This is a genomic window from Neisseria cinerea, from assembly GCF_900475315.1.
Taxonomy (GTDB): Bacteria; Pseudomonadota; Gammaproteobacteria; order Burkholderiales; family Neisseriaceae; genus Neisseria; species Neisseria cinerea.
This window is the reverse complement of record NZ_LS483369.1, coordinates 567,644-579,840: the sequence shown is the minus strand read 5'-3', so window position 1 is coordinate 579,840 and position 12,197 is coordinate 567,644. Positions and strand designations below refer to the sequence as shown.

Annotated in this window: 12 protein-coding genes; 9 read left to right on the top strand and 3 right to left on the bottom strand. The window is 53.0% G+C overall.

Annotated features, from left to right (window positions below; genetic code table 11):
* Positions 1-27 precede the first annotated feature (27 nt).
* Both DQM57_RS03155 and DQM57_RS03145 read left to right on the top strand, forming a co-directional pair.
* Positions 28-1,284 (top strand): RsmB/NOP family class I SAM-dependent RNA methyltransferase, encoded by a 1,257-nt coding sequence (locus DQM57_RS03155; RefSeq protein WP_111726815.1) that lies wholly within the window; start codon positions 28-30, stop codon positions 1,282-1,284.
* 347 nt (positions 1,285-1,631) lie between these two features.
* Positions 1,632-2,063 (top strand): DUF4124 domain-containing protein, encoded by a 432-nt coding sequence (locus DQM57_RS03145; protein ID WP_111726813.1) that lies wholly within the window; start codon positions 1,632-1,634, stop codon positions 2,061-2,063.
* Between the two features lie 48 nt (positions 2,064-2,111).
* Here the strand turns inward: DQM57_RS03145 and DQM57_RS03140 are convergent, their stop codons facing one another.
* Together DQM57_RS03140 and DQM57_RS03135 are read right to left on the bottom strand one after the other, a co-directional pair.
* Positions 2,112-3,455: an aldehyde dehydrogenase family protein gene (locus tag DQM57_RS03140; RefSeq protein WP_111726811.1), complete on the bottom strand. Its 1,344-nt coding sequence runs from the start codon at positions 3,453-3,455 to the stop codon at positions 2,112-2,114.
* 4 nt (positions 3,456-3,459) lie between these two features.
* Positions 3,460-4,113: a MarC family protein gene (locus tag DQM57_RS03135; RefSeq protein WP_111726809.1), complete on the bottom strand. Its 654-nt coding sequence runs from the start codon at positions 4,111-4,113 to the stop codon at positions 3,460-3,462.
* Positions 4,114-4,264: 151 nt separating this feature from the next.
* On the opposite strand from DQM57_RS03135, the gene gatC reads away from it, so the two are divergent.
* From gatC to DQM57_RS03110, 5 genes are all read left to right on the top strand, one after another.
* Positions 4,265-4,555: an Asp-tRNA(Asn)/Glu-tRNA(Gln) amidotransferase subunit GatC gene (gene gatC / locus DQM57_RS03130; protein ID WP_003674613.1), complete on the top strand. Its 291-nt coding sequence runs from the start codon at positions 4,265-4,267 to the stop codon at positions 4,553-4,555.
* A 62-nt stretch (positions 4,556-4,617) separates the two neighbouring features.
* The gene (gatA, locus tag DQM57_RS03125) at positions 4,618-6,063 is read left to right on the top strand and encodes an Asp-tRNA(Asn)/Glu-tRNA(Gln) amidotransferase subunit GatA (protein ID WP_111726807.1); all 1,446 of its coding nucleotides are present in this window, start codon (positions 4,618-4,620) and stop codon (positions 6,061-6,063) included.
* Between the two features lie 132 nt (positions 6,064-6,195).
* Entirely contained in the window at positions 6,196-7,065 is an 870-nt protein-coding gene (locus DQM57_RS03120) for a VirK/YbjX family protein (protein ID WP_111726805.1), read from the top strand.
* Between the two features lie 12 nt (positions 7,066-7,077).
* Positions 7,078-8,508: an Asp-tRNA(Asn)/Glu-tRNA(Gln) amidotransferase subunit GatB gene (gatB, locus tag DQM57_RS03115; protein WP_111726803.1), complete on the top strand. Its 1,431-nt coding sequence runs from the start codon at positions 7,078-7,080 to the stop codon at positions 8,506-8,508.
* Between the two features lie 106 nt (positions 8,509-8,614).
* A complete protein-coding gene (locus tag DQM57_RS03110; RefSeq protein WP_111726801.1) occupies positions 8,615-9,625 on the top strand; it encodes a 2Fe-2S iron-sulfur cluster-binding protein in 1,011 nt (336 codons plus the stop codon).
* 129 nt (positions 9,626-9,754) lie between these two features.
* Here DQM57_RS03110 and pdxH read toward each other — a convergent pair whose 3' ends face one another.
* Positions 9,755-10,387: a pyridoxamine 5'-phosphate oxidase gene (gene pdxH, locus DQM57_RS03105; protein ID WP_111726799.1), complete on the bottom strand. Its 633-nt coding sequence runs from the start codon at positions 10,385-10,387 to the stop codon at positions 9,755-9,757.
* A 230-nt stretch (positions 10,388-10,617) separates the two neighbouring features.
* On the opposite strand from pdxH, the gene DQM57_RS03100 reads away from it, so the two are divergent.
* Positions 10,618-11,667 (top strand): pseudouridine synthase, encoded by a 1,050-nt coding sequence (locus DQM57_RS03100; RefSeq protein ID WP_167395526.1) that lies wholly within the window; start codon positions 10,618-10,620, stop codon positions 11,665-11,667.
* 70 nt (positions 11,668-11,737) lie between these two features.
* A complete protein-coding gene (locus DQM57_RS03095) occupies positions 11,738-12,151 on the top strand; it encodes a hypothetical protein (protein ID WP_111726795.1) in 414 nt (137 codons plus the stop codon).
* Positions 12,152-12,197: the final 46 nt, after the last annotated feature.

The following is a 12,197-nucleotide window of genomic DNA, read 5'->3' as shown; positions in this document are numbered from 1 at the left end:
CCCACTTTAAGAGAAACCCATTACATTATGAACGCCGCACAACTCGACCATACTGCCAAAGTTTTGGCTGAAATGCTGACTTTCAAACAGCCTTCCGATGCCGTCCTCTCCGCCTATTTCCGCGAACACAAAAAGCTCGGCCGCCAAGACCGCCACGAAATCGCCGAAACCGCCTTTGCCGCGCTGCGCCACTATCAAAAAATCAGTACCGCCCTGCGCCGTCCGCACGCGCAGCCGCGCAAAGCCGCACTCGCCGCACTGGTTCTCGGCAGAAGCACCAACATCAGCCAAATCAAAGACCTGCTTGATGAAGAAGAAACAGAGTTCCTCGGCAATTTGAAAGCCCGTAAAACCGAATTTTCAGACGGCCTGAATACCGCCGCAGAATTGCCGCAATGGCTGGTGGAACAGCTGCAACAGCATTGGAGCGAAGAAGAAATCCTCGCCTTCGGCCGCAGCATCAACCAACCTGCCCCGCTCGACATCCGCGTCAATACCTTGAAAGGCAAACGAGATAAAGTGCTGCCATTATTGCAAGCTGAAAGGGCCGATGCAGAGGCAACGCCTTATTCGCCTTGGGGCATCCGCCTGAAAAACAAAATCGCGCTTAACAAACACGAACTGTTTTTGGACGGCACGCTGGAAGTCCAAGACGAAGGCAGCCAGCTGCTTGCCTTATTGGTAGGCGCAAAACGTAGCGAAATCATTGTCGATTTCTGTGCCGGAGCCGGCGGTAAAACCTTGGCTGTCGGTGCGCAAATGGCCAATAAAGGCAGAATCTACGCCTTCGACATTGCCGAAAAACGCCTTGCCAACCTCAAACCGCGCATGACCCGAGCTGGACTGACCAACATCCACCCCGAACGCATCAGCAGCGAACACGATACCCGTATCGCCCGACTGGCAGGCAAAGCCGACCGCGTGTTGGTGGATGCGCCCTGCTCCGGCTTAGGCACGCTGCGCCGCAATCCCGACCTCAAATACCGCCAATCCGCCGAGACCGTGGCCAACCTTTTAGCACAGCAACACAGCATCCTCAATGCCGCCTCCAAACTGGTAAAACCGCAAGGCCGCTTGGTTTACGCCACTTGCAGCGTGTTGCCGGAAGAAAACGAACTGCAAGTCGAACGTTTCCTGTCCGAACATCCCGAATTTGAACTCGTCAACTGCGCCGAACTGCTGCAAGGCCTGAAGGTTGATTTGGATACCGGAAAATACCTGCGCCTCAACTCCGGAGAACACCAAACCGACGGCTTCTTTGCCGCTATATTGCAACGCAAATAAACCGGTTTAAACAAAATGCCGTCTGAAACCCTCTTAAAAGCGTTCAGACGGCATCCCGTAAATTAAGATACCAAATACCGCAGACAACTTACATCCGACCGATTCAGGTCAAAGACAGAATCACGCTCATCAAGACGATTCCTATGCGCACTATCCTGCAATTTTCTTTTTCTTTGTCGAAATATACGGTAGCATAACCATATTCAAATGATATTTATGGGAATACATTGTATTTCAATATACAAAACATAAGGCGAGGTTCCTTCCTTACTTCCACCCAACCTGGAAAAGACACCGCCAGACCAATCCTGATTCTGCCCCGGCAGTCAACCCTTAAGGAAACCCCGATGAACTTTTCTTTATCCGTCATCATGTTTACCCTCGCCTCTTTCCTGCTCATACCATCTGCCGAAGCCGCCGTCTTTACCTGGAAAGACGGTGGAGGCAACAGTTATTCGGATGTGCCGAAACAGCTCCATCCCGACCAAAGCCAAATCGTAAACCTGAGGACGCGTCAGACCAGGCCGGCAGCCAAGCCGGTCAAACCTGCTGCTGAAAAAATTTCTGCCGACATGAAAGAACAAGAAAAAGATATCGCCGAGAAAAACAGGCAGATCGAGGAAGAAAAGAAAAAAGTTGCCGAATTCGAGCGGCAAAACAAAGAAGAAAACTGCAGGATTTCAAAAATGAACCTGAAATCGGTAGGGAGTTCGAATGCAAAAAACAGGGATGATTTGATTCGGAAATACAATAACGATGTGAACAAATACTGCCGTTGAGCAGCCTCATCGAAAACCCCATGCCGTCTGAAACGGCACGGGGTTTGTTTATTTCTGCCAGTAGGTTTTAACGTTGACGAACTCGTACAGCCCAAATTCGGACAATTCGCGCCCGTAACCGGAATCTTTAACCCCTCCGAAAGGCAGGCGCAAATCGCTGCTGGTATGGCGGTTGATAAACACCGATCCCGCCTGTATTTTCTCGGCAAACTGCCATGCTCGGTCAGTATCGGCGGTATAAATACAGGCACCTAGCCCGAACGGGGAATCATTGGCAAGGGCGATGGCATGATCTTCGTTTGCAGCACGCAAAATCAGGGCGGCCGGCCCGAATACTTCTTCATGCCAAACCCGGCAGGCAGGATTTACCCTGTCTAAAACAGTCGCGGGGTAGAACCATCCCTGCCCCTGTGGAACTTTGCCCCCGGTCAGGCATACCGCGCCGTTTGAAACGGCATCTTCAACCTGCCCGTGAACCCGGTTCCGCAAATCTTCTCGGTGCAGAGGTGCAAGCGTGGTATCGGGATGTTTGGGGTCGCCCATTTTCAATTTGGCACATTCGGCAAGAAACAGCGGGATAAAACGATCGGCTGCGGCTTCGGTTACGATGATGCGCTTGGCGGCGTTACACGATTGCCCCGCATCGCGGAAACGTGAATAACAGGCTTCTGCGGCCGCACGCGCCAAATCGGCATCGGGCATAACGATAAAGGCGTTGCTGCCGCCGAGCTCCAACACGGTTTTCTTGAGGTTTGTGCCCGCGTGTGCCGCAAGGATGCGCCCCGTATCCGTCGAACCCGTAAACGCCATCGCATCGGTATCTTCAACCGCCTTGAGCGTGTCCGCCTCATCCAGCCACGCGCCTGCCAAAGGAATGCCGTCTGAAACCAAATTGAACAGTGCTTGACTGACGCGCGCCACGCTGGGTGCAGGTTTGACGGCGCACGCATTGCCCGCGCAAACGGCAGGTACGGCAAAGCGCAATACCTGCCAGACGGGGTAATTCCACGGCATGACGGCAAACACGACGCCCAAAGGCTCAAACCTTACCTGGCTCAGGCTCGCCTGCGTCGCAATGGTTTTGTGGGCGAGCAGTTCGGGGGCAAGGCGGGCGTAATAACGTATCAGCTCGATAGACTTGCCGATTTCCGCGCGGCATTCGTGCAGGCAGCGGCCGACTTCCTCACACACCATTTCCGCAAAACGCTCTTTCTCCGCCTCCAAACGGTCGGCAAACCGCCTCAAACGCGCGGCACGTTCGGTTACGCCCAATTGTGCGAACGCCCTGCCGCGCATTTTCAAATCCGCCAGTTGCCGTTCAAACTCCGCATAATCTTGAGCGGGGCGGCGGTAAAGCGTTTCGCCCGTAAATACATTGACACTGTGAAACATCTGATCAACCTGCCAGTTGCGGGAATATCGTTTTTAGTCCCGATACAATAATCTCCACCGATACCGCCGCCAGCATCATACCCATAATACGGTTTAAAATCGTTAGCCCCGTCACCCCCATCCACCTGCTGATTTTGCCTGCGACGATCAAAATGCCGTAACAGATGGCACTGACCAAGAAACCTGCGGCAATAATTAGCGCGATATCGCCGTATGTTTTAGCCGCCGATGCATAAATAATCACAGTTGAAATACCACCCGGGCCGATGGTAATCGGTATGGCGATGGGCACGACGGCAATCGCCTTGGCATTGCGTCCGACATGGGTATGTTCCGCATCACGCTGTTCGCCGATATTTTTCTTTGCCGGATTGTCGTTGCCGTTCATCATCGAAATGGCAATCAGCAACACCAAAATTCCGCCGCCGACCTGAAACGAACCGACACTGATTCCCAAAACCTTCAACAGCATACCGCCGGTCAACGTAAATACCGCAATCACGGCAAACACGGCGATGGCGGCCGTCCGTGCAACCCTTCTGCGCTCCTTCGTACTGTGTCCGTGAGTCAGGTCAAGATAAATCGACAATGCGCTGAAAGGATTGATCAACACCAACAAAGCCACAATCAGCTTGCCGATTTCCACACCCAATCCCATAATCCTCCTCCGTCTTCACACATGTGCGGCAGGCATTCGATGCCGCGAATTGCCGCTACAACAGATTTTTCCGTTATAATTAAAGATTCGAACAATACACCCCATCATACCCGAACGATGGTTTCTTTGCCATCAGACAAGGATTCTTTTCATGGCACTGACACTTGCCGACGTAGACAAAATCGCCCGACTCTCCCGACTGCACCTGAGTTCCGAAGAAAAAGAAAAGTCTCTTCAGGAATTGAACGACATCTTCTCTATGGTCGAACAGATGCAAAACATCAATACAGACGGCATCGAACCGATGGCGCATCCTTACGAAGCCGCCCTGCGCCTGCGTGAAGACGAAGTAACCGAAACCGACCGCGCCGCCGAATATCAGGCAGTCGCACCGGAAGTACGTAACCGTCTGTATATCGTACCGCAAGTTATCGAAGAATAATCCGAATATGCTTCAGACGGCATCAGAAATACCGCCTGAAACCCTTTAGGGATGGAAGATTTATGACACAATACACATTGAAACAGGCAAGCGTCCTGTTGCAGTCCAAACAGATTTCCGCCGTCGAACTGGCAAGCGCATACCTTGCCGCCATCGCCGAAAAAAATCCCGCCCTCAACGGCTATATCACCATCGACCAAGATAAAACCCTTGCAGAAGCCCGTGCCGCCGACGAACGCATCGCTCAGGGCAACGCCTCCGCGCTTACTGGCGTACCCGTCGCCTACAAGGATATTTTCTGCCAAACCGGCTGGCGCAGCGCATGCAGCTCCAAAATGCTGGACAACTTCATCTCCCCCTACACGGCCACCGTCGTCCAAAACCTGCTCGACGAAGGCATGGTAACGCTCGGCCGCACCAATATGGACGAGTTTGCCATGGGTTCTACCAACGAAACCTCGTTCTACGGCGCAACCAAAAATCCGTGGAATCTTGAGCACGTACCCGGCGGTTCGTCCGGCGGTTCGGCAGCCGTCGTTGCCGCGCGCCTCGCCCCTGCCGCGCTCGGTTCGGACACGGGCGGCTCTATCCGCCAACCCGCATCGCACTGCGGCATTACCGGCATCAAACCCACATACGGCACGGTTTCCCGCTTCGGTATGGTCGCCTACGCCTCCAGCTTCGATCAAGCCGGCCCGATGGCGCAAACCGCCGAAGACTGCGCGATTCTGTTGAATGCAATGGCAGGTTTCGACCCCAAAGATTCCACCAGCCTAGAGCGCGAAAAAGAAGACTACACCCGCGATTTGAACCAACCGCTCAAAGGTTTGAAAATCGGTCTGCCCAAAGAATACTTCAGCGAAGGCAACAGCCCCGATGTTCAGACGGCATTGCAAAACACCATTGATTTGCTGAAAGCGCAAGGCGCGGAATTGGTCGAAGTTTCCCTGCCGCAAACCAAGCTGTCCATTCCCGCCTACTACGTCCTCGCCTCCGCAGAAGCCAGTACCAACCTTTCACGTTACGACGGCGTGCGCTACGGACACCGCGCCGCCCAATTCGGCGATTTGGAAGAAATGTACGGCAAAACCCGCGCCGAAGGTTTCGGCAGCGAAGTCAAACGCCGCATCATGATCGGCACTTATGTACTGTCGCACGGCTACTACGATGCCTACTATCTCAAAGCCCAAAAACTGCGCCGCCTCGTTGCCGATGATTTTCAGACGGCATTTGCACGGTGCGACCTCATCCTCGCGCCAACCGCACCCACTGCAGCCCCCAAAATCGGAGCGGATTCTTCGCCGGTTGAAACCTACTTGAGCGATATCTACACCATCGCCGTCAACCTCGCCGGACTGCCAGCATTGACCCTGCCTGCAGGTTTCAGCGGCGGCGGACTGCCCATCGGCGTTCAGCTTATCGGCAACTATTTCTCCGAAGCCCGAATACTCGGTGCGGCACACCAAATCCAACTCAACAGCGATTGGCATCAAAAAACCTGTAAATAAAATCATCTTAAAAAATTCCGTCCTCCGGAATTTAAAACAATTTGAAAAGGTTATATGGAATAATTCTTACACCGTGCATATCGCTTGCACGCTGTAATACTCCGTAAACAATTATGCTTATGTTGGACACTTATGACGACCCCCTATACCTTTCCCCGTTTTAAGGAAATATTTACAACCTCTTCGTATTATGGATTTAAGCATTTAAAATTCAGAATACGCTGCTTGGCCGCGCTTCCTCAAATTAAACAATTTGAAAACTTCATCAATGCCTCCCCATGCTGGCGCACTTTTTTCCAAAAGTTTGCAGCAGTAAGCTATCCATTGATACATACCTACTTGGACAAGAGGTTTATCTTTGCATCAGACCGTTTGGAGGCATTAATCACCGATTTGACAAGGGCGGAGAAATTATTCGGTTCTTCTGTAATTGAGAAATTCAACCAGGAACAACCTTATGTTTTAGCCCAAATAACCGATCATTTAACCTTGCAGCTGAATCGCAACGACCTCTGCAGCAATGAAGGTTTTTGGGCTGTTTCCTTAAGGGACGAGTCAGGAAAACGCCTTTACACGTCGACATTTGCTTTCACAAAAGACAACGGGCTGCTCATTACTTCGGTACAGGGCCCCGCCGGTGAAGACGCAAAAGACATCGTGCGCTCTTTAACCAAAACCATGTACGGCCTGCGCCCGCAGCAATTCATGATCATTGTTTTACAACTGCTGGCCACGCGTTTTGGGATTAACAGCCTGCTTGGGATTTCACAGGAACATCATGTTAAAATCCGCTGGAAATTAAAAAAAAGGGTGTTAATTAATTACAATGAGTTTTGGCAGTCTGTCCAAGGACAAAAACTAAGCAACGGTTATTGGTCTCTTCCGCAAAGCTTCCCTAGGAAATCAGAAGCAGAAATAGAGAGCAAAAAACGTTCGATGTATAGGAAACGCCATCAAATGCTCGATGATATCGAGAATTCCATTAATCAGAAATTTGTTTGAGAAAGCTTCAACATGACCTGGGAAACCGTAATCGGCTTGGAAATCCATGTCCAATTGAACACCAAATCCAAAATCTTCAGCGGCGCATCGACCGCATTCGGCGCAGAACCCAACGCGCACGCCAGCGTAGTGGAATGCGCGCTGCCGGGCGTACTGCCGGTAATGAACCGGGAAGTCGTTGAAAAGGCCATCAAATTGGGTTTGGCTTTAGATGCGAGAATCAATCAGAAAAACGTGTTCGACCGTAAAAACTACTTCTATCCCGACTTACCAAAAGGCTATCAAATCAGTCAGTTGGACTTACCGATTGTCGAACACGGCAAATTGGAAATCGTAGTCGGCGACGATGTGAAAACCATCAACGTAACCCGTGCGCACATGGAAGAAGACGCAGGTAAGTCCGTGCATGAAGGCTTGAACGGCGCAACCGGTATCGACCTGAACCGCGCCGGCACGCCGCTGTTGGAAGTGGTATCCGAACCCGAAATGCGCTCGGCCGCCGAAGCCGTTGCCTACGCCAAGGCATTACACAGCTTAGTAACCTGGCTGGACATTTGCGACGGCAATATGGCGGAAGGTTCATTCCGCGTCGACGCAAATGTATCCGTTCGCCCGAAAGGCCAAGCAGAGTTCGGCACGCGCCGCGAGATTAAAAACCTCAATTCCTTCCGCTTCTTGGAGCAGGCAATTAATTACGAAGTGGAAGCGCAAATCGAGATTTTGGAAGACGGCGGCAAAGTACAGCAGGCAACCATGCTGTTCGATCCTGAAAAAGGCGAAACCCGCGTGATGCGCTTGAAAGAAGACGCGCACGACTACCGCTACTTCCCCGACCCAGATTTGCTGCCCGTCATCATTTCAGACGACCGGTTGCAAAAAGCCAAAGCAGAAATGCCCGAGCTGCCAAAAGAAATGGTGGCGCGTTTCGTGGCGGACTACGGCGTATCCGACTACGACGCGCGCCTGCTCACTACCGGCCGCGTGCAGGCTGCCTATTTTGAAGAAGCCGCCAAAGAGAGCGGACAAGGCAAGCTGACTGCCAACTGGATGATCGGCGAACTCGCCGCCACGCTGAACAAAGAAGGCATGGAACTTGCCGACAGCCCGATTACCGCCCTGCGCCTCGCCGCGCTGGTTGGCAAAATCGCCGACGGCACATTAAGCAGCAAGTTAGCAAAAAAAGCCTTTGAAGCCATGTGGGCAGAACCCGAAGCCACCATTGCCGAAATCATCGAAAAACACGGTTTGCAACAGATGACCGATACCGGCGCGATTGAAGCCATGGTGGACGAAGTGCTGGCCAACAACGCCAAAGCCGTGGAACAGTTTAAATCCGGCAACGAAAAAGCCCTGAATGCGATTGTGGGGCAAGTGATGAAGGCCAGCAAAGGCAAAGCCAATCCCGCACAAGTTCAAGAACTGATTAAAGCCAAACTGGCTTAATCCGTTATCACACAGGTCGTCTGAAAGCAAAGTTCCAACGAAGGTAAAACAGGAAATAAGCTTTCAGACGGCCTTTTAACTTAATCTGCTCGAACCATACCAAGACATGAACCACACCATTACACTGCCCGACCAAACCACCTTTGCCGCCGGCGACGGTGAAACCGTTTTGGCCGCTGCCGCCCGTCAAAACCTCAATCTGCCCCATTCCTGCAAAAGCGGTGTCTGCGGACAATGCAAAGCCGAACTGGTCAGCGGCGATATTCAAATGGGCGGACACTCGGAACAGGCTTTATCCGAAGCAGAAAAAGCGCAAGGCAAGATTTTGATGTGCTGCACCACTGCGCAAAGCGATATCAGCATCAACATCCCCGGCTACAAAGCCGATGCCCTACCCGTCCGCACCCTGCCCGCACGCATCGAAAGTATTATTTTCAAACACGATGTCGCCCTCCTGAAACTTGCCCTGCCCAAAGCCCCGCCGTTTACCTTCTACGCCGGGCAATACATTGATTTACTGCTGCCGGGCAACGTCAGCCGCAGCTACTCCATCGCCAATTCGCCCGACCAAGAAGGCATTTTGGAACTGCACATCCGCAGGCGCGAAAACGGTGTCTGCTCGGAAATGATTTTCGGCAGCGAACCCAAAGTCAAAGAAAAAGGCATCGTCCGCGTTAAAGGCCCGCTCGGTTCGTTTACCTTGCAGGAAGACAGCGGCAAACCCGTCATCCTACTGGCAACCGGCACAGGCTACGCCCCCATCCGCAGCATCCTGCTCGACCTTATCCGCCAAGACAGCAGCCGCGCCGTCCATTTCTACTGGGGCGCGCGTCATCAAGATGATTTGTATGCCCTCGAAGAAGCACAAGAGTTGGCATGCCGTCTGAAAAACGCCTGCTTCACCCCCGTATTGTCCCGCCCCGGAGAGGGCTGGCAGGGAAGAAAAGGGCACGTACAAGACATCGCAGCACAAGACCACCCCGACCTGTCGGAATACGAAGTATTTGCCTGCGGTTCCCCTGTCATGACCGAACAAGCAAAAAATCTGTTTGTGCAACAGCATAAGCTGCCGGAAAACTTGTTTTTCTCCGACGCATTCACGCCGTCCGCATCATAATTCCCCGGTATAAAGAAGATTCGGGCTTTCCGTTCGGAACATAAAAAACTTCCCGTCCATATTTTTCCCATGAAAAAATGCCGTCTGAAACCCGATTCCGGTTTTCAGACGGCATATGTTTTTTCCTGTTCAAGGCGACAGCCGCTCGCGTATCCAGCCGCCATCTAGCAAACGGTATTGGATGCGGTCGTGCAGCCTGCTCGGTCTGCCCTGCCAGAACTCAAGCAAATCGGGAATCACAATATAGCCGCCCCAATGCGGCGGACGCGGCACGTGCAAAGGATGTTTGAGTCCGACCGCCGCCGCCTTTGCCACCAATACCGCCTTGTTCGGAATAACCTCGCTCTGCGCACTTGCCCACGCACCCAAACGGCTCTGATACGGGCGGCTCTCAAAATATTCGTCCGACAACTTCTCCGCCAGCCTTTCAACACGCCCTTCCACGCGCACCTGACGCTCCAGCTCCGGCCAAAAAAACGTCATCGCCGCAAATGGATGAGCATCCAGCGAACGCCCCTTGCGGCTGTGATAATTCGTAAAGAAAACAAAACCTTCAGGATTAACTTCCTTCAGCAGCACCATACGGCTGTTGGGTCTGCCGCGTCCGTCGACCGCCGCCACATTGACCGCCGTCGGCTCGTTAACCTGTGCGCGTACCGCCTCGTCCAACCACCGCTCGAACTGCTCGATCGGATTGTCGGCGCAATCGCCTTCCGACAATTCCCGTTTGCTGTAATCTTCCCGAATATTGTGCAAATCCATTTACCGCTCCTCTTGTCATTTGAAAGATTCTACTCCCGCACGCAAACCGATTTCAACCGTTGCACAAACTTTGTCCCGCTTCTCCAAACCTCAGGACACAACGATTTCATCCACAAACACGCCGCATAAGGTACAATATCGAACCGTCCGACTGAGGACGGCATTTTATCAACCCGTCCTGCCGCACACGCCGCAGAAGAACCGCCTTATCAGGCGAGTTAGGAAAAATTATGTCCAAACAGCCCACCAGCAAACGCCAATGGCGAGACGGCGCAGCCCCGTCTGCCAAGAAAACCGCCAAACCTTTCAAAAGCAAAGCCCATCCCAAAGACGAAACGGGCAAAACTGCATCCCGACCTTACGGACAAAAAGCTTCAGACGGCATCAAGCCTCAAAACGTCCCCAAACAGCGCGCCGCCAAAGCCAAAAAACTCGTCGTCCGCAATCCCAACCAAAAAATTATGGAACACGCGCGCGATTTGAAAGAACGCCGCAGCGACCTGTCGCGCATGGAACCCGAACGCCTGCAAAAAGTGCTTGCCGCGTCCGGCGTCGGCTCGCGCCGCGAAATGGAAGAATGGATCAACAACGGCTGGGTAACGGTCAACGGCAAAACCGCGCAACTGGGCGACAAAGTCACCCCCGACGACCACGTTACCGTCAAAGGCAGCATCATCAAACTCAAATGGGCCGACCGCCTGCCGCGCATCATCCTGTATTACAAACAAGAAGGCGAAATCGTTTCCCGCGACGACCCGCAAGGCCGCGTCAGCATTTTCGACCGTCTGCCGCAGGCTGCCAGCAGCCGCTGGGTTGCCATCGGACGCTTGGACATCAACACCAGCGGACTTCTGATTCTCACCACCTCCGGCGAACTCGTCCAACGTTTCGCCCACCCCAGCTTCGAAGTTGAACGCGAATACGCCGTGCGCGTACTGGGCGGACTGACCACCGAACAAATGCGCAGCCTCACCGAAGAAGGCGTGATGCTCGAAGACGGCTTGGCAAAAGTCGAACGCATCTACGAACAAGGCGGCGAAGGTGCGAACAAATGGTACAACGTCGTAATTAAAGAAGGCCGCAACCGCGAAGTGCGCCGCATATTCGAAAGCCAAGGCCTCACCGTCAGCCGCCTCGTGCGCGTCGGCTTCGGCCCCATCGGACTGCCCAACCGCCTCAAACGCGGACAGTTCTACGAACTCAACCCCGCCGAAGTCGCCAACATCATCAAATGGGCGGACATGCTGCTGCCCGGCGAACGCCGCCGCAAAAAAGCCTGAAAATAAAAATGCCGTCTGAAACGCCACACCTTCAGACGGCATAATGTCCCCATAATGCCGAGGATGCCCCGTGTTCGACTACCTCAAACACAAAATCAAAACCTACGCCGTCAACCCCCTTACCGGCATGGTTCACGAAAAACAGGAAGCACTTGCCCGCAAAACCGCCGAACGGGCTGCGACCATACTGTTTTGGCTGACTGCCGGACTGACCGGCATTTTCACCCTTATCCTCGCCTTGTTCAGCCTTTCCCTGTTTATCGGACAACTGCTGGGCAGCTATCTGTACGGCCTCTTCATCTTTACCGCCCTATTCATCCTGATTTTCCTCATCCTCCTATCCGTACGCAAGCGCATCGAAACCGCCATCCGACAAACACTGTTCCGTCTCCTCAAACCCCAAATCCCCCAAGAAAGCCAAAACGCAGACGGCATCACCGACAACACAGTACATTCCCTTCCCAACCAAGACAACCCGGCCTGAAACAAAATGCCGTCTGAAACATCTGCTGTTTCAGACGGCATTTTAT

What these genes read in the sequence shown, in the direction of transcription:
- DQM57_RS03155 (WP_111726815.1), top strand. Translation starts at nt 28, where the DNA reads ATGAACGCCGCACAACTCGACCATACTGCCAAAGTTTTGGCTGAAATG.
- DQM57_RS03145 (WP_111726813.1), top strand. Translation starts at nt 1,632, where the DNA reads ATGAACTTTTCTTTATCCGTCATCATGTTTACCCTCGCCTCTTTCCTG.
- DQM57_RS03140 (WP_111726811.1), bottom strand. Translation starts at nt 3,455, where the DNA reads ATGTTTCACAGTGTCAATGTATTTACGGGCGAAACGCTTTACCGCCGC.
- DQM57_RS03135 (WP_111726809.1), bottom strand. Translation starts at nt 4,113, where the DNA reads ATGGGATTGGGTGTGGAAATCGGCAAGCTGATTGTGGCTTTGTTGGTG.
- gatC (WP_003674613.1), top strand. Translation starts at nt 4,265, where the DNA reads ATGGCACTGACACTTGCCGACGTAGACAAAATCGCCCGACTCTCCCGA.
- gatA (WP_111726807.1), top strand. Translation starts at nt 4,618, where the DNA reads ATGACACAATACACATTGAAACAGGCAAGCGTCCTGTTGCAGTCCAAA.
- DQM57_RS03120 (WP_111726805.1), top strand. Translation starts at nt 6,196, where the DNA reads ATGACGACCCCCTATACCTTTCCCCGTTTTAAGGAAATATTTACAACC.
- gatB (WP_111726803.1), top strand. Translation starts at nt 7,078, where the DNA reads ATGACCTGGGAAACCGTAATCGGCTTGGAAATCCATGTCCAATTGAAC.
- DQM57_RS03110 (WP_111726801.1), top strand. Translation starts at nt 8,615, where the DNA reads ATGAACCACACCATTACACTGCCCGACCAAACCACCTTTGCCGCCGGC.
- pdxH (WP_111726799.1), bottom strand. Translation starts at nt 10,387, where the DNA reads ATGGATTTGCACAATATTCGGGAAGATTACAGCAAACGGGAATTGTCG.
- DQM57_RS03100 (WP_167395526.1), top strand. Translation starts at nt 10,618, where the DNA reads ATGTCCAAACAGCCCACCAGCAAACGCCAATGGCGAGACGGCGCAGCC.